The sequence below is a fragment of the Bradyrhizobium sp. S3.7.6 genome, from assembly GCF_054061875.1.
In genome coordinates this window covers 3,000,564-3,017,449 of the sequence record NZ_JBSSEQ010000001.1, presented here as the reverse complement: position 1 = coordinate 3,017,449, position 16,886 = coordinate 3,000,564, and the positions used below count along the sequence as shown (strand labels likewise).

General features: G+C 63.5%; 15 protein-coding genes. 5 read left to right on the top strand and 10 right to left on the bottom strand.

Annotated features, from left to right (window positions below):
* The first annotated feature begins 1 nt into the window (after nucleotide 1).
* Complete coding sequence (gene ppk2, locus ACVJ5M_RS14210; RefSeq protein WP_231142794.1) at nucleotides 2-802, top strand: polyphosphate kinase 2; 801 nt, start codon at nucleotides 2-4, stop codon at nucleotides 800-802.
* Between the two features lie 55 nt (nucleotides 803-857).
* Here the strand turns inward: ppk2 and ACVJ5M_RS14205 are convergent, their stop codons facing one another.
* From ACVJ5M_RS14205 to ACVJ5M_RS14185, 5 genes are all read right to left on the bottom strand, one after another.
* The gene (locus ACVJ5M_RS14205) at nucleotides 858-1,292 is read right to left on the bottom strand and encodes a hypothetical protein (RefSeq protein WP_063981862.1); all 435 of its coding nucleotides are present in this window, start codon (nucleotides 1,290-1,292) and stop codon (nucleotides 858-860) included.
* Nucleotides 1,293-1,327: 35 nt separating this feature from the next.
* The gene (locus ACVJ5M_RS14200) at nucleotides 1,328-3,025 is read right to left on the bottom strand and encodes an aspartate:alanine exchanger family transporter (protein ID WP_063981861.1); all 1,698 of its coding nucleotides are present in this window, start codon (nucleotides 3,023-3,025) and stop codon (nucleotides 1,328-1,330) included.
* 12 nt (nucleotides 3,026-3,037) lie between these two features.
* Complete coding sequence (locus tag ACVJ5M_RS14195) at nucleotides 3,038-5,791, bottom strand: decarboxylase (protein ID WP_283017293.1); 2,754 nt, start codon at nucleotides 5,789-5,791, stop codon at nucleotides 3,038-3,040.
* A 183-nt stretch (nucleotides 5,792-5,974) separates the two neighbouring features.
* The gene (locus ACVJ5M_RS14190; RefSeq protein ID WP_231142797.1) at nucleotides 5,975-7,672 is read right to left on the bottom strand and encodes a SulP family inorganic anion transporter; all 1,698 of its coding nucleotides are present in this window, start codon (nucleotides 7,670-7,672) and stop codon (nucleotides 5,975-5,977) included.
* Nucleotides 7,669-8,343 carry a YoaK family protein gene (locus tag ACVJ5M_RS14185; protein ID WP_231142798.1) on the bottom strand — a complete coding sequence of 225 codons (675 nt, stop codon included), beginning with the start codon at nucleotides 8,341-8,343 and terminating at the stop codon, nucleotides 7,669-7,671. The genes ACVJ5M_RS14190 and ACVJ5M_RS14185 overlap by 4 nt, the downstream gene beginning before the upstream one ends.
* A 135-nt stretch (nucleotides 8,344-8,478) precedes the next feature.
* Between ACVJ5M_RS14185 and ACVJ5M_RS14180 the strand changes: the two genes are divergently transcribed.
* From ACVJ5M_RS14180 to ACVJ5M_RS14170, 3 genes are read left to right on the top strand one after another with little or no spacing between them, the layout of a single operon-like run.
* Nucleotides 8,479-10,167 carry an aspartate:alanine exchanger family transporter gene (locus tag ACVJ5M_RS14180; protein ID WP_354100178.1) on the top strand — a complete coding sequence of 563 codons (1,689 nt, stop codon included), beginning with the start codon at nucleotides 8,479-8,481 and terminating at the stop codon, nucleotides 10,165-10,167.
* 11 nt (nucleotides 10,168-10,178) lie between these two features.
* Nucleotides 10,179-11,066, top strand: a complete 888-nt coding sequence (locus ACVJ5M_RS14175) for an alpha/beta hydrolase family protein (RefSeq protein WP_428841237.1) — start codon at nucleotides 10,179-10,181, stop codon at nucleotides 11,064-11,066.
* Between the two features lie 22 nt (nucleotides 11,067-11,088).
* A complete protein-coding gene (locus tag ACVJ5M_RS14170) occupies nucleotides 11,089-11,673 on the top strand; it encodes an invasion associated locus B family protein (protein ID WP_231142801.1) in 585 nt (194 codons plus the stop codon).
* Nucleotides 11,674-11,687: 14 nt separating this feature from the next.
* Here ACVJ5M_RS14170 and ACVJ5M_RS14165 read toward each other — a convergent pair whose 3' ends face one another.
* Together ACVJ5M_RS14165 and ACVJ5M_RS14160 are read right to left on the bottom strand one after the other, a co-directional pair.
* Nucleotides 11,688-12,089, bottom strand: a complete 402-nt coding sequence (locus tag ACVJ5M_RS14165) for a response regulator transcription factor (RefSeq protein ID WP_283017294.1) — start codon at nucleotides 12,087-12,089, stop codon at nucleotides 11,688-11,690.
* Between the two features lie 150 nt (nucleotides 12,090-12,239).
* A complete protein-coding gene (locus tag ACVJ5M_RS14160; protein WP_135216474.1) occupies nucleotides 12,240-12,863 on the bottom strand; it encodes a response regulator transcription factor in 624 nt (207 codons plus the stop codon).
* A gap of 221 nt (nucleotides 12,864-13,084) precedes the next feature.
* Between ACVJ5M_RS14160 and ACVJ5M_RS14155 the strand changes: the two genes are divergently transcribed.
* Nucleotides 13,085-13,768: a helix-turn-helix domain-containing protein gene (locus ACVJ5M_RS14155; RefSeq protein ID WP_166100662.1), complete on the top strand. Its 684-nt coding sequence runs from the start codon at nucleotides 13,085-13,087 to the stop codon at nucleotides 13,766-13,768.
* 194 nt (nucleotides 13,769-13,962) lie between these two features.
* Here the strand turns inward: ACVJ5M_RS14155 and ACVJ5M_RS14150 are convergent, their stop codons facing one another.
* The 3 genes from ACVJ5M_RS14150 to ACVJ5M_RS14140 form a co-directional block, all read right to left on the bottom strand.
* Nucleotides 13,963-14,406 carry a potassium channel family protein gene (locus ACVJ5M_RS14150; RefSeq protein WP_063981851.1) on the bottom strand — a complete coding sequence of 148 codons (444 nt, stop codon included), beginning with the start codon at nucleotides 14,404-14,406 and terminating at the stop codon, nucleotides 13,963-13,965.
* 40 nt (nucleotides 14,407-14,446) lie between these two features.
* On the bottom strand, nucleotides 14,447-15,559 hold the full coding sequence (locus ACVJ5M_RS14145; RefSeq protein WP_354100179.1) for an acetate kinase: 1,113 nt from the start codon (nucleotides 15,557-15,559) through the stop codon (nucleotides 14,447-14,449).
* 170 nt (nucleotides 15,560-15,729) lie between these two features.
* On the bottom strand, nucleotides 15,730-16,818 hold the full coding sequence (locus tag ACVJ5M_RS14140) for an AI-2E family transporter (RefSeq protein ID WP_283017295.1): 1,089 nt from the start codon (nucleotides 16,816-16,818) through the stop codon (nucleotides 15,730-15,732).
* Nucleotides 16,819-16,886: the final 68 nt, after the last annotated feature.

The window sequence follows — 16,886 nt, the reverse complement described above, 5'->3', positions numbered from 1 at the left end:
CATGGCCAAGGACGCGCCCGTGGAGCGGATGAAGCGGAAGGACTATGAGAAGGAGCTCGAAAAACTCCAGGTCGAGTTGTGTCACCTTCAGGAATGGGTCAGAGCCCAGAAACTGAAGGTGATCATCATCTTCGAGGGGCGCGACGCGGCCGGCAAGGGCGGGACCATCAAGGCGCTGACCGAAAAGGTGAGTCCGCGCGTGTTCCGTGTCTGCGCCCTGCCCGCGCCCTCCGACCGGCAGAAATCCCAGCTGTTCCTGCAGCGCTATATCGAGCAATTCCCGGCCGGCGGTGAGATCGTGATTTTCGACCGCAGCTGGTACAACCGCGCCGGCGTTGAATACGTCATGGGCTTCTGCTCGCCGACCGAACACAAGCGCTTCCTGGAATTGTGTCCGCTGGTCGAGAAATTCGCCGTGGACGCCGGCATCGTCCTGATCAAGCTCTGGCTCGAGGTCGGGATGGAGGAGCAGGAGCTCCGCTTCAAGGCGCGTATCGAGGATCCGCTGCGGCAGTGGAAGCTGAGCCCGATGGACACCGAGTCGTTCGGGCGCTGGTACGATTACTCGCGCGCGCGTGACATGATGTTCGAGGCGACCGACACGAAGCATGCACCGTGGCGACTGATCCGCTCCGACGACAAGCGGCGAGCGCGGCTCAACGTTATCTCGCACATCCTGAGAACTATCCCTTACAAGGAAGTCAAGCGGGAGAAGGTCAAGCTTCCGCCACGGTCCCACAAGGGACGTTACAACGACCAGGCAAGCCTGCGCGGCCTGAAGTTCGTCGAGGAACGCTACTGAAACGCGAAACGGGCTGCGATGACGCAGCCCGTTTAGCTTGAGCGCCCTCCCGGGCCTATTTCAGCCGGATCGTGACGCCGCCAACCGCAGCCGATACTTCCGCGCCGACCTTCGGCCCGCTGAGCTGGAGGATGACGCCATTGCCGTTCTGCAACTGAACGGCTCCGGCGCCCGCGGCAACCGCGCCGCCCGCGCCGCCCGCCGCGTAGGAGCCTTCGATCGACTCCGGCCCCCTCAGATTGAGTGCGCGCCCGACGAGCTTGGTGGTCGAGGCGCCGATCGTGAAGCCGACGCTCATGCCTGAGACGGTGAAGGGATATTTCTTGCCCCGGTACAGCAGAACGCCCTCGCCGCCACCGACGCCGACGATGAACCCGCCCTTGGTGAAGACCACGGCAACCTGGCCGGTGTCGGCACGCGATGACGTACTGAAACCGGCGACGCCCGCGAGCGAGACGGCCAAGGCGGCATAGATGGCGACTTTTCTCATGTCTCACGTTCTCCTCTTGTTATGACGTCGAGCTATTAGGCCAGGATCATCGCAAAGTAACCGAACACGGTGAGCAGGATGCCCGACACCGCGTAGCCGACCGGAAATCCGATCCAGGGCACGGAGCTCTGGATCTCCACCGCGGCCTCGCGGCACGGGCCGGAGTGCGACCGCGCACCGGCAACGCCGCCCATCAGCACGGCCGGGTTGATCTTGAAGACGTGATAGCCGATCGCCCAGACGATGAACGGCGGGATCGTGCAGGCGATGAAGCCGGCGACGAAGATCTTCAAGGCAACGGCACCGGTAAGCTGCGCCAGCAATCCGGCACCGGCATTGACACCGACGATGGCGACGAAGACCACGAGACCGAGGTCCTCCAGCACGTTGCGCGCCGCGTTCGGCGTATTGCCGAAGAAGCGCAGCCGCGAGACCAGCGACGACACGATCACGCCCGACAGCAACAGACCGCCGGCATTGCCGAGACCGATCTTGGCACCGAAGGCCGGAAATTCGATCATGCCAATCAAGAAACCGAGGATCATGCCCGCGGCCAGCGTCAGCAGGTCGGTCGACGTATTGGTCCGCGCGATGCGTCCCCACATCTCGCCGAGTTCGTTGACGGCCGACTTGAGGCCGACTACCGAGACGATGTCCATCCGCTGCAGCTCGGTCTTGAGACCGGCGGCAAGTGGTACACCACCACGCTCGACCTTGGTGACCTGCAACTGGCCGGCGATCGCCGTGTCGCGGAAGGATTCAAAGGTGCGTCCGACCATCTCCTTGTTGGTGACGAGGATGTCGGCCTGATCCATGGGAATGCCCAGCGCCGTGGTGTCGGCAACCTCGGGGCCGATCAGGCCCATCTTGTCGGTGAGATGCTCCGTCGAGCCGCCGAGCGCGACGACGTCGCCCTTCTGCAGCACGAACGCAGGATCGGCTCCCTGCGGCTCGCCGCCGCGCGCCACGTTGACGATCCGGTACTCCGGATGGATCGAGCGGAATTTGGCGATGCTCATGCCGACCTGCGTCGGATTTTCCAGCCGATAGGCACGCAGACCGAACTGCCGATAACCGGTCAGGCCGCCGCCCTCGAGATCCTTGACGCCAAACTCCTTCTCGTACTGCCTGGCCGCCGCCTTGGCATCGACGCCCCACCACCGCGGCAGGTACTTGCAGATCAGGATGATGCCGACGGTACCCCAGATGTAGGTGATGCCGTAGGACAGCGCGATCATGCCCGACGCATCCTCGGGCTTCATGCCTTCAGGAAGCTTGACGACGCCCGAGGTGATCGCCTGCTCGGCCGAGCCGATTGCGGCCGACATGGTCTGCGACCCCGCCAGCATGCCGCCAGCCGCGCCGATCGGAAGCGCGAAGAGTCTTGAACAGATGACGACGAGCGCCAGACCAAGGACGCTGGACACCAGCGCCAAGATGCAGAACTTGAGGCCATCGCCCTTCAGGCTGTTGATGAAGGACGGCCCCACGCGCAGGCCGACGCCGTACATGAAGAGGTAATAGAACAAGCTCTTTGCAAAGTTGTTGAGCTCGAGCTTCACGCCGTAGGTCGAGGCCCACACCGCCAGCCCGGCGCCGACCACGATGGCGCCGGCGACCATGCCGAGGCCGTAGCCCTTGATGCTGGCCCGGCCGATCCAGACGGCAAGGCCAACGACGAAGAACAGCAGCAGAAACGGGTTCTGCTGCAAGAACGTGAAAAAGCCTTGCATGACCGTCCCCTGTTATGATGCGGCCTTCAGCTTCGGCGTGGCGCCCGGCTTGGGCCGGCCGATCTTCGCCAAGGCTTCGGTGCGTACGAGCTTCAAGCCTTCCTTGGCGTCGTAGCCGTGGATTTCCTTCACATCGAGCTTGCGCATGAAGTCGATGGTTTCCTGGGTGATGACCTGGCCCGGCACCATGATCGGGAAGCCCGGCGGATACGGGATCACGAAACTGGCCGAGACGAGATCGGGGCCGGCCTTCAGGCGGCGGTCGATCTCGGGATCGCCGAGCCGGATATATTCGCATCCGGCTGCGTCATAGGCCGAGTAGAAGCCGCTGCGGATATCGCCCTCGTTGGTCTTGGTGCCGGCATCGCCGCGGAAACTATCGTGGAAATGCGAGAAGTTCGGCAGGTCGGGCACGTCGGTCATCAGGCTCTTGACCCGCGCCTCGAATGTCTTCTTCGCATTGGCGCCACCCTGGACAAGTCCGCGGTCGACCTCGCCCGCGATCTCGGCCAGCACCCTCACCAGATGCGCGACGTCGCTGCGGGTGTTGTTGATGTTGGACTGGAACAACACCGAGTTGCGCGAGGTCTTGTTGATCTGGATGTTGTACTCGTTCGCCAGGATGCCCTTGAACTGCGTGCCGTCGTAACCGGCGGTGCCGCACACCAGCGTCATCCGGGTCGGATCGAGGCAGAACTCGTCGTCGTCCAGACTCTTCAGGATGTTCGCCCAGTTCGTGCCGGCCGCGAGATAGTCGGTGAAGCCGCTCTGGCGGTATTGCGCGGGTACCATCGCGTCCGCACCAAGGATGCGGAAATATTTCGAGATCAGGGGATTGTTGTTGACCGCATTACGGATAGCGAACGCGATCTCCATCGCATTGGCCACGAGACCATAGCCCTCGAGCTCCATCTGGCGCCGCGACACGTCGAGGCTCGCGATGAGCTGCTGGTTCGGGCTGGTCGATGCGTGCGTGAACACCGCCTCCTTGAACTGCTGCTCGACCGTATGGAATTCGACGTCCTTGACCGACAGCATCGAGCCCTGCCGGATCGCCGACATCGACTTGTGGGTCGAGTTGGTCTGGTAGACGCGCAGGCGGATCTGACGCGGATCGGGAATCAGCCGGGTCTTGAGCAGCACCTCGTTCGACGGGTTCTTGCCGAGCTCGGCCTGCTGCTTCTCGTAGGCCGTGACCGATTTCGGGTCGTGCATCCAGGCCTCGATCTCATTGGCGGCACCCATCGCGGTCCGCCGCCGCAGGTATGGCGAGAAGCGTGCAAAGCCGAACCAGGCTTCATCCCAGAGGAAGATCAGGTCGGGCTTGATCGCGAGGCATTCCTCCATCACCCGGCGGGTGTTGTAGATGTGACCGTCGAAAGTGCAGTTGGTCAGGTCGAGCATCTTGACGCGGTCGAGCCGGCCATCCGCCTTCGCATTCAGCAGGGCCTGCTTGACCGTCTTCAGCGGCACCGCGCCATACATCGAATATGCCGTCATCGGGAACGCTTCGACATAGATCGGCTGGGCGCCGGCCAGCACCATGCCGTAATGGTGCGACTTGTGGCAGTTGCGATCGACGATCGCGATGTCGCCGGGCGCGAGCAGCGCCTGCACCGCCATCTTGTTCGAGGTCGAGGTACCGTTGGTGACGAAGAACACGCGATCCGCGCCGAGCGCACGCGCCGCCTTGTCCTGCGCCTTCTTGATGTTGCCGGTCGGCTCCAGCAGGCTGTCGAGGCCGCCGGTGGTCGCGCTGCTCTCGGCCAGGAACAGGTTCAAGCCGTAGAACTCGCCCATATCGCGGATCCAGTCCGACTTGAAAACCGATTTGCCGCGCGCGATCGGCAGCGCATGGAACGTCCCGATCGGACGCTGCGCATACTTCTTGAGATTGTCGAAGAACGGTGTGTCGAAGCGGTCCTGGATGCCTTCGAGGATAGACAGATGGAGCTCCAGGAGTTCCTCGATCGAATAGAATATCCGCCGGACCACACTGGCTTCGGGGTCCCCCGCCATCGCCTCGACGTCGCGATTGGACATCAGATAGAGGTCAAGCTCGGGACGCACCCGCTTGATGATATGCGCGAGCCGCAGTGCGGACGCATCCGATTCGTCATTAAGGCCCGCGGTGGCGGTCATGGTGCGCAAGATCGGCGCGTCGTGTCGCGATCGCAGAGTGAAGCCTTCGTTGATGACGACGGCTGCGATGTTGGGGTTGAGCATCGTGGCGCAGAATGCGTCTTCGAGGCTGCCGACGATGACCGGCTCATAGACGAAGGAATCGACCGGACGCCGCAGCTTGCGCCATTCATTGACGAGCGCGGGCCATTTGCCGGACGAGAGGCCGGTGACAATCAGGGTTTCGAAGTAGGGGCGATGTGCGGTGTGCTGCCCGAACACCTGCGGCACCAGATCGGAGGCGTCACCATTATCCTCGTCATTCACATTCCAGTCGCCGGCATGCTGGCGGAAGGACCTCGTCGTCAGGGCCTGCGTCAGCCGTGTCGCAAGGGCGAGCGACGTTGCCGCATCGCCAGTGGCGGCCGCTTCCCGCAGAGCCCCCATCAGTTGCAGCCCGGGATAGCCGTGAAACTCTTCCGTCACGGAGAGATCGGCCAGCGCGGCATCGTATTTCGCACGATCGCCGCCGCGCGCCCAAACCTTTGCGGCTTCCACGAGATCGCGCCAGTCGTCCGCCCGTCCACCGGGGCCAGACAGGAACTGATCGATGCGCTTCTGCGCGGGCTTGGCGTCTTTGGACATGTTTCACTCCCGATCCATATCAAGCCGTAGGGCATGAGTGATGCCGGATCGTGAGTGCAGCGCCGCTTGCTCCATTGATCCAAGTCAACGGTCGCGCGATATGCCGGGGCCGGGAGCATGGCCGGCGACGCCTCTTTGCAACGCAATAGGCCATCGCTGACCGATTGGAGGGCAGCTGAGAGATCAGACCGTTCCTCGGGCATCGTTGGGCTGAGCATCGCCAAGAACGCTGTCCAGCGACCGCAGCCAGTCGCCGCTGTCGGTCTTCTCCGCCAGCCCCTCCGCCCGCAACAGATCGCGCAGCTGCGCATGCGCACCGACGATGCAGAAGGCGATATGCCGGGAGGCGAGCTCGTCGTAAAGGTCGCGTAACATGCCCGCGCCGGCCAGATCGATGTAGGGCGATGCGGAGAGGTCGCAGATTACCAGCTTGATATCGACCGATCTGAGCAAGGCGTCCAAAACTGCCTCCCTGATCGTTTCGGCATTGATGTAGAGCAGCGAGGCTTCGGGCCGGAACGCGATGACGCCGACGAGCGGCTCGACACCCTCATGCCGCGCATTGTCGGAATAGCGGCCGCTACCCGGGAGCCGGCCGAGGAACGCCACATTCGGACGTGAGGCGCGCGCCAGCAGCAGCACGATCGACGCGATGGCCGCCAGCAGGACGCCTTGCAGGATTCCCAGGAGCAGGACGGACACCAGGGCAATCGCCGCAGCATAGAAATCGATCCGGCTGACATGCCACATCCGCAGCAGCGCACGGACGTCGACCAGCCTGTAGACCGCGGCAAAGACGATGGCCGCCAGCACCGCCTTGGGCAGATTCGTCAGCAGCCCCGTGAAGAACAGCAGGCACAGTGCGAGCGTCGCCGAGCAGATCACCAGCGCCAACGGCGTGCGCGCGCCCGCATTGTCGTTGACGGCGGATTGCGACAGGCCGCCGGCGACGGGATAGCCGTGGCCGAAGGCGGCGACCAGGTTCGCCGCCCCCAGCCCCAAAAACTCCTGCCGGACATCCAGAGCATAGCCGTGCTTGGCGGCAAAGCTGCGAGCCGCAGAGACACCCTCTATATAGGCCAGCAGAACGCATCCCGCGGCCAACGGGAAAAGTTCGTCGGGCTCGAGCAGACCAAACCTGGGTATTCCAATCGCCGGCAACCCTTCGGGGATCGTCCCGGTGACCGGCACCCCGAGGGACGCAAGGCCAAGCAGCGTCGCAAACACGATCGACAGCGCCATGATCGTGAGTCCGACCGGCTTTCCCGGCAGACGCCGTTCTCCGAGCAGCAGGAGCAGCAGCGCGATCGCCCCGATCGCCAGAACGAGCGGCTTCGTGTCGCCGAGCTGACCACTGAGCTTGATGGCGCGATCGAAGAAATTGTGACCGCCTCCGGCGACGCCGAACAAGCTCGGCAACTGGCTCATGATGATGGTGAGCCCGGCGCCGGCCTTGAAACCGACCAATATGCTGTCGCTGACCAGGCGAACGAGAACGCTGAGCTTGAACAGCCAGGAGATCAGGCACAACAGCGCCACCGCGCAGGCGGCAAGGCTCGCGATCTCGCCATATTTCGCCGCGTCTCCGCCGGCCAGCGCCCCGACCGTGGCCGCAATCATCAGCGAGATCGCAGAGGTCGGACCGACCGCAAGCTGGCGCGACGACCCGAGCAGCGCGTAGCCGATCCCGCCAAGCATATAGCCATAGATGCCGATCTGCGGCGGCAATCCGGCCAGCGTCGCGTAGGCGAGCGACACCGGAATGGCGTAGGCCGCGAGCGTGATGCCGGCGATGGCATCCGGACGCAGCCAGGCGCTGCGATAGTCCGCGAGCCAGGTCGCCGGCGGAAAGAACCGCGATATCCGCCCGAACGCGTTCATATGCGGGCCTCGGCGCGGCGGGCTTCACAGCCCAGGAGCACGGTCAGGAGAGCGATCACGGGGACACCAAGCGCCAGATTTGGAATCTGCTTGGTCGCGAAGGCACCGACGGCGGCCCCGAGGCCGAAAGTGCCGCATAGTGCGGCAAAAATACCAGAGCGCCGAAACGAACCGCCTCCGGATACCGCGGCGAATACGCCTTCAATTGCCTGCCGCATGTTTCCGGTGATCATCACCGAGCTGTAGGCCACACCTTCGACCCTGGTGAAGACCGCGGTCTGCATGGCGGCGACGAACGAGATGCCCAGCGTGCCGGCGAGGTCCGGCAGGCGATTGTGCAAGATGCCGATGGCAATCAGCAGCAGGATTTCGATCAACGTGCTGATGGGGCTGGCACGGTCTCCGGTCGCGCGGCGAAGCCACGCTGCGACCACGATACCGACCGCAAAAGCGAGGATCGGTGGGACAAAATGCAGCGCTTCCGGCCAGATGCCGATCGAACCATAGACCCAAAGCAGAACCAGATTGGCCGTCTGCGCGTTGGCCATCACGCCGTGGATGATCCAGGTGTAGGCATCGAGATAGCCGCCGGCGAAGGCGAGCAACAACGCAATTTGCACCGTCTCGTCGCGGCGTATCGACGAAGCAGCGGCGATATCCATCGTGCTCATGTCCGAAACATCGGCTCTCCCAACTCCTGCATGGGTCCATAGGCGACAGCTTGCCTTGGGGGAGGATTGATCTGGATCAAGCGTCGCCTGGTTCCATGAACCAGATTCGGCGGAAATTGCTGGAGGGCATGCGCCATGGGCACCGTTAGGTGGATCATCTCCACGGCTCCGGAGATCTTCCTGTTGCTCGCCATTGCGATTGGTACGGTGCTTGGTCGCGTCAAGGTTCGCGGCTTCTCGATCGGAACGACGGCCTGCATCCTGGTCGTCGCCGTGCTCATCGGCCAGCTCGGGACCTTTACGTTCCCCTCGCTGCTGCGCGTGATTCTGTTCAGTCTGTTCGTGTTCACGATCGGCTACCGGTCCGGCCCAGAGTTCTTCGCGTCCCTCAGCATCCGCACTCTGGCGCAGGTCGTCATGGCGCTCGTGCTCGGCGGCACGGGTCTGATCCTCGTCCTGATATTCGCCTTCACGTTCAAGCTCGATCCGGGCACGGCCTCGGGACTTGCCGCCGGTGGGCTGACACAATCCTCCATCATCGGCACCGCCTCTGGCGCGCTGGCGCAACTCGGCCTGCCCAACGACGCCTTTAAGCAGCAGGAGGCGAACATCGCCGCCGGCTACGCCGTCACTTACGTCCTCGGCTACATCCTCACACTCCTGTACGTGCCGTTTGTCGCGCCGAAGCTGATGGGGGTCGATTTGAAGGAGGAGGCGGCGAAGCTGGAGGCGGAGCTTTCCGGCGGCAATCCGCCACAGAACGAAAATCTCCATTATCGGAAGTTCCAAGCGCGCGCCTATCGGGTCTCGACCGCCGCGGGACGCACGGTCAAGGATATCGAAGAGGAAATCGGCAGCCGCACTGTCGTCGAGCGAATCGTGCGGGATGGAGCCGACGTTGAGCCGCGCCTCGACACCATTCTCGAATCGGGCGACGACATCGTCATTGCCGGGCGAACGGCGTCCCTCGTCGCTGCAAAGCCGGTCATCGGCAAGGAGATCGATGCCGACGAGATTCTGAAGGCTATTCCGGGCAACGTGATCAACGTCCTCGTCGACAGCCGCGATCTCCATGGCCGGTCGATCAAGGAGATCGCCGAACGCGTCGGCAACGACGCACGCGGCGTCTATCTCCGCACGCTGACCCGGATGAGCCGCGAGGTCCCCCTGGGCCCGGATACCCGCGTCTATGTGGGCGACGTCATGACGCTCGTCGGCAGCACCCGCAACATCGAGCGCGCCGCCACGAAAGTCGGACAGATCTTGCGCTCCGGCGACCGCGCCGACATCGCTTTTCTCGCAACCGGTATCGCGGCGGGCCTGCTCGCAGGCCTCATCAGCTTCAAGGTCGGCGGTATTCCGCTGACCCTGGGCGGCGGCGGCGGCGCGCTGATCGCGGGCCTCGTCTGCGGCTGGCTGCGGTCGCGCCGGCCGACTATCGGCGCTTTGCCGCCCGCCGCGCAGCAGACGCTGAGCGATCTCGGGCTCGGCGGCTTCATCGCCGCCATCGGTCTCGGCAACGGAGCCGCGGCCTGGACTGCGATCCAGGCCCACGGGGTGTTGCTGGTCGGAATGGGCCTGGTCGTCACGCTGGTGCCGCTAGTCGTCGCGACGCTGTTTGCGCGCTATGTGGTGCACATGAATCCGGTCATCACCTGCGGTGCGCTGGCGGGCGCCATGACCGTCGATGCTGCGGTGACCGGAGCCTGCGACGTCGCCGAGAGCCAGACGCCGGTGCTCGGCGTCGCTGTGCCCTACGCCGTCGGCAATGTCGTCCTGACCGTACTCGGCCCGATTATCGTGGCCCTCACCTACACCGGCTGACGGAGGCGACGATGCGCAGGCAATTGGCCGCAATCATCCGACCGTTCGTGATGGCTCTACTTACCCTCGCCGCCTTCGTCCTGCCGGTGCGCGCCGAGGACAATGTCCGCATCCAGGAGGAGATCTGGGCGCTGCCGCTGCCGCTTCCGATGTTCGCCTATGTGGTGCGGCCCGTCGGCGACGGCCCCTTCCCGCTCGCGATCATGAACCACGGCGTGTCGCTCAAGCCGGTCGATCGCGGCTTCTTTCCGCTGGTGGAATTCCGCGATGCAGCGAAGTGGTTCGCCAAACGCGGCTATTTCGTCGTGGCGCCGGTCGGCACCGGATATGGCGCAGCCGCCATCGACATTCCCGAGCACGGTCTCTACGGGCCGTTCTTCGCCAAGGTCGGCAAATGCACCAACCCGAACTTCCGTGACGCCGGACGTGCGTTGGCGCTGGCCGATCTCTGGATCATCGACTACATGATCGCCGAGAAACGCGTTCTGCCAGAGGACGTCGTCGTCATCGGACAGTCCGCCGGCGGCTGGGCTTCCATTGCGCTCTCGAGCGTGAACCCGCCGCAGGTCAAGGCGATCATCACCTTTGCGGCAGGTCGCGGCGGACGCGTCGACGGCAAGCCCAACAACAACTGCGCGCCGGACAGACTGGTCGAAGCGACCGCGGATTTTGGCCGGACCTCGCGGGTGCCGATGCTGTGGTTCTATATCGAAAACGATACGTTCTTCGGCCCGGCCCTGTCGAAGCGCATGCATGCAGCATTCACGGCGGCTGGCGGCCGCGCCGAATATCATCTGATGCCGCCCTTCGGCAACGAGGGCCATTTCTTCATCGGCTCTCCGGACGCGATCCCGCTGTGGTCGCCGCTGGTGGCGAAGTTCCTCGACGCGCAGAAATAGAGTTCAGGTTCGGAGGCACATCATGCCAAGTCCCCGCAATTGTCTCTCTGGCCTGCTGGTCGTCGCGGTCGCCGGAAGCGCGACATGTGCCGGCATCGCCGCGCCGAAATCCGCGCAGGCCGATAAACCCGCCGAGGTCGCGACGCGCGGCCAGCGCGAGGCAAAGGACATCGTCTACGGAGACTGGCAGAAGCTCTGCTTCAAGGCAGGCGGTGCGCCGACGCTGTGCCGGACGTCAATCACCGGCAAGTTTCCAACCGGCCAGACGGCCGTGCGCGTGGACCTCATCGAGCGCGAGGGCACTCCTTCGGCAAGGCTGCAGCTCTTCGTGCCCGTCGGCATGTACCTGCAACAGCCGGCGAAGCTGACCGTCGACCAGGGCAGCCCCCTCCGCATCCCCTACAGCTGGTGCCTGACCAACGCCTGCATTGCGGCCGACGTCGCGCCTCCCGCGATCATCAAGGAGATGATGTCAGGGAAGACACTTGTCCTCGAGGTCGTCGATTCAAACCTGCTGGCATTGACGACCTCGGTGCCGCTGGCGCAGTTCGCGTCCGTCCACAAGGGCGCACCGGCCAGGACGTTGGAGCAATATGTCGACGAATGAGCGGCCGTGCTGCGTTACGCAGCCGACGCACGCGCCACCGACTCGATCAGGGACTCCGCCGTGAACGGCTTGACCAGATAGGCAATGCATCCGGACGCGACCGCGGCGGCGCGGTTCGCCGAGCTGTCATTTCCGGTGATGTAGATCACCGGTGCTGTGACACCCTCCTCGGCCAGTTGCCGGCGCAGGTCGATGCCGGACCTTCCGTTCAGGTCGATATCGAGAACGATGCAAATCGCCTTGTCGAAGCTGCCGTGATGGAGCAAGGCTCCAGCAGAGTCGAAGAGCGTCGCGGCAAAGCCATGCTCGCGGAGCAGCCTGTTCACGCTGGTCCGGATGGAGGGATCGTCATCGACGACAAAAACAGAGTCACGCTCTGGCAAGGAAGTGCCCCTTCGAGACGAATGACTGATCACGGCGGCGCCGGCGCCATATTCGCCTGGTCTAATTGCGTGTCGGGCAAACCGCCGCATTCGCCGCCCTACATGGCAGCACCACACCAACGAATTTCATATTGTCTCTTGGGGAAGTCACACCGCGGGAACTGTGCCGTGACGACAAATCAGCTAATCGTCGCTCGTATCGAGCATTCCAAGCCGCTCCGCGATCGAAACGAGCTCCGCCAGCGAACGAACCTGCATCTTCTCCATCACCTGGTGACGGTGCGCCTTCACGGTGCGCTCGGTGGTTCCAAGCTCATGCGCGATCTGCTTGTTGATCCTGCCGCGGACGATGAGATCGAACACCTGACGCTCGCGATGCGTCAATGCGGCGAGGTGAATGCGGAAGGTCTCGAGCCTTCCGCGATGCGCCTGCGCGGTGTGCTGGCGCACCAGCGCGCGCTCAATCGCAGCGATCAACTGCTCGGAGGATACCGGCTTGGTCAGGAAATCCTCCGCGCCGGCCTTGATGGCCTGCACCGTGGTTGGCGTGTCGGCGTGTCCGGTCAGGAATATGATTGGCAGCGTCGAGCCCGACGCGACCAAGCGGGTCTGCAAGTCGGGGCCGCTCAGCCCCGGTATCCACACGTCGAGCAGGATGCATCCCGGCTGCGCGTCATCAGGCGCCGCATCCAGTAAATCCTGCGCCGATGCGTAGGTCGCAACGTCGTAGCCAGCGAGCTTCAACCGGCGCGCGATCGCCGTCCGGAAGGAATCGTCGTCGTCCACCACGTGAACAAGGCCGGGCACGCATCACCTCTTGCTGAATTCCGACAGCTTCTCAATCCGCGCAACAACCTCCCAACAGGCGTCCACGCTGTCCCTTGGTACAATGAACCTTGGGACAATGGATGAGAATGCCGCCTTAGTCGTAAATCAACTTCGACGGGAGTGGGACGGCGCGGCGCATTCCCAGCGGCGAGACTTTTCGTCTGACAGACCAATTCGGCGATGAGCTGAGGAGTTGGCCTATGTTCGTTCGCATTACAGCGGATTCGACGCCGCGTCCCAACTCCCTTCGTGACCTCGGCATGACCAGCGATTCAAATGCGCTCGTCAGTTTAAGCCAATTTACCTATAAAAAAGGCAGCGAAATCTACGGGGAGAGAGAGCCCGCCGAATATGTCTATCAGGTGACGTCCGGTGCGGTGCGAAGCTACAAGCTGCTGTCGGACGGCCGCAGGCAGATTGGCGCCTTTCACCTCGCCGGCGACATTTTTGGCCTGGAGAACGGCAACGAGCACCGCTTCACCACGGAAGCGATCGTCGACACAACGGTGCGCCTGGTCAGACGGCAAAGCCTCGAAATGGTGGCCGAAAGCGATGCGATGGTCGCCAGAAACCTCCTCAGCATGACCACGAACAACCTCCAGCATGCGGAGGACCACATGCTGCTGCTGGGACGCAAGACCTCGCTGGAGCGGGTCGCGGCGTTCCTGCTCGAGATGGACGGGCGGTTGACGGCGTCCGGCGTCATGGCGCTGCCGATGTCGCGGCGCGATATCGCCGATTACCTCGGCCTGACGCTGGAGACGGTATCCCGCGCGCTGTCACGGCTCCATGAGCTCGGCGCCCTCGGCTTCGTCGGCAACACCCAGCGTCAGATCGTGCTGCTGGATCGGCACCAGCTTGCAAGCCTCGACCTGCAGCCTTGAGCGGGCCGACACCGGCGAATGGCACAAACTGCACATCACACCGGTACCGTCCGATGCTAGCCTCTTCCGATGTGGAACGAGACCGCATTCGGATCGCAGTCGTTTTGTTCGGGACGCTGCCGGTGGCGTTCACGGCCATGATCCTTTTCATGGGGTGAGTTCGGCTCCGACCGAAGCCTCCATCGGTATCAGGATCATTTAAGGCCAGGCGCCTGGGTTACACCGAGGTGCTCGAGAGTCTTGCGCAAGACCTCGAACAGGATGGCGGCCGACCAGCCGAAAAGCAGGACACCATTCATAGCCGTCAACGGGCCGATGAGGCGCCATTCGCGCACCGGCGTGATATCGCCGTAGCCAAGCGTGGTGTAGTTGACGAAGGCGAAATAGAGCGCATCACTGCCCGGTGCGGCGGCCTGAACGACTTCATACATCAGAGCCCACACCAGAACCTCCAGCGTATGCGCGACCTGCAACACCACGGCTGTCGCGACCATGACACCCATCAGGTGCGCTCTTGGTCTCCTGGTTTGCCGCAAGCCCGCGCCGCGGGCGATCCCGACGGCGACGATGGTCACCAGCGCATGGATTCCGATATTGATCACGCTGACCAGCGTACCGACGAGGAATTGAAGAAGCATCGAGCGCCGCCAATCCTTTTCAGCTTTCCGGGAAGCTGCCTCAACGTGGCGACGGCCCGTTCAACAAGAGCGCCAACGTGTGCCGCGCGATGGTCAATTCATCGTCGGACGGGAGCACGTAGAGAGGGATACGACTATCGCGGCGCGAGATCAGCCGTGCGTTATGGGCGTTGGCCTTCGCACCCAGTATGGCACCGAGCCAGCTCAGCCTTTCGGCGATGCGCGCGCGGATCGCGGTCGAGCCTTGGCCGATCGCGCCGGTGAAAACAAAGGCGTCAAGCCCCTCCTGCGCGGCCGCGAGCAGGCCGGCGTTGAGGCCGGCGCAGTAGGCGAGGTGCTCGACGGCCTGTTCTGCTCGCAGAAAACGAGCCGCCGCACCGTCGTCACCCGGATTGGTGAACAGAAATGCGTCGCCGGGATCGATTTCACCTGCGGAATAGTCCGACGGCGATGCGCCAAAAGCATAGAATCCATTCGTGCTTTCGACGCTGCAGCCTTCCTTCAGCGCGCACATCGAGCTGGTGTCGTCGAGGCACGCAACGATCACGCGGCGCGCGGCAATCTCGGGGGCCTCAAGCGCCAGAGTTCGTGCGATCGACTCGTAGCAAAGACCGTGAGCCCCGTATCGCCTTGCGTCACCTGCGCAGAGTTGATGCGCAATAGGATAGCTGCCGTTCTCCACGACCTTGCCAAGATGGAACGCAGTATCGAAGCAGGCGACTTGCGGTAGCGCCGGATGATTGGCCTGCATGATACGGATTGGCGCAAGATTATACGGTTGAAGCAGCGGCGCGAGTGCAATCAGCCGTTCCAGACGCGCCATCACGGCGTCATCGATCAGGGCCGGCCGGGCGTCATCCGGTCCTCCCTGAGCGACGCGATGTCCCACGGCCAACGGCTGGATTCCCAATTCGTCCCGCAGCCAGCTATCGACAACCGCGCATGCCGCCAGGATGTCATCGACGTCGTCGTTCTGATAGGTGCGGTGCGCCAACGGATCGCCGTTCGCTCTGCTCGCTCTGAGGCGCGGATGGCGGCCGAGCCCGTCAAGCCGTCCCTTGATTTGCCGTTCCAGCCTCCCCTCGCCTCGCACGGAGAAGAGCTGGAAGTTCACGCCTCCTGCCTTCGCATCGATGGCAAGGATCGCATCCATGGCGATCAGTCGACGGCCGTCATCGCCGGCGACGTTTGCCCGAATGTGCAATCCCGCTGCGACGTTTGATGGGCCATCGACATGCCTGAGGTCAGATCTGCCTACGCCCAATCAAGGCGCACCGGGAGTCGAGAGGATTGACTTAGGTCAAAGGTGATGCGCGCGAAGATTCAGGTCTCTTCCGGCCTTTTCGGCGCAGCGGCGCGGTCGTTCCGGATCCAAGCCGCCGAGAGTTCCCAGGCGACCGACAGGATGATCGGCCCGATGAAGAGGCCGATGATTCCGTGCGCGAGCGTTCCGCCGATCACCCCGATCAGGATCACGATCGTCGGCGTGGTCAGGCCGCGCCCCATGACGATGGGTTTCAGGATGTTGTCGAGGATGCCGACGGCGCCGAGGAAGACGGTCAGGAGCACCGCCGTGGTCACGTCCTTGTCCATCCAGATCCAGACGACCACGGGGAAGAGAACGAGAAAGGGGCCGATCTGCACGATCGACAGCAACAGGACGAGGAATGCCAGCAGGCCGGCACTCGGGGCGCCTGCGAGCTTGAAGCCGATTCCGGCCAGTAGCGACTGCACGATTGCGACACCGATGATGCCCTGCGACACCGCGCGGATGGTCGCGCCGGCGAGCTCCAGAAAATGCTCGCTCTGCTCCGGTACGACCCGGAACAGGAAGCCGCGCACCGCGTCGACGAGCTGCGGACCGTAGGGAAAGAGGAAGCCGGCGACGAATACCGACAGCAGGAACTGGAGCGTGCCGACACCGGCATCACCGGCGAGCGACAGCATCATCCCGGCAAGCGGTTTCAGATACGGCATCACCTCGCTCAGCGCCGCGCGAATATTGCTGTTGGCCTGGGTCCAGAGATCGTAGAGCTGGGTGCCGATCAGCGGCCAGCTCTTGATCTGTTCGGGCGCCTCCGTAAGCGTGAGATCGCCGCTGCTGATCTGGCCCGCGAGATCCTTGATCCCGTCGACTGCGCTCATGCCGAGCCAGGCCGCAGGACCAATGACGATGCCCAGCGTAACCAGCGTGAGAATGGACGCGGCGGTGCGCGGGCGGCCCCCGAGGCGCTTGGCAAGCCAGCCGAAGACTGGATAGAACGCCACCGCGAGCACCGCACTCCAGGCCAGGATTGGCACGAAGGGGCGGATGATGAGGAAAGTCCACAGGATCAGCAGCGCCAGCAATCCGAGCCGGATCACGAGCTGGATGACTCCGTCGATAGACCGATGCTGGCGAAGAGTGTTCAAGGCCTGTGTCCGGGCAGCGCTCCTGCTGGAAGCCTAGCGGCCCCTATCCCACGGCGGGCTTGATACAG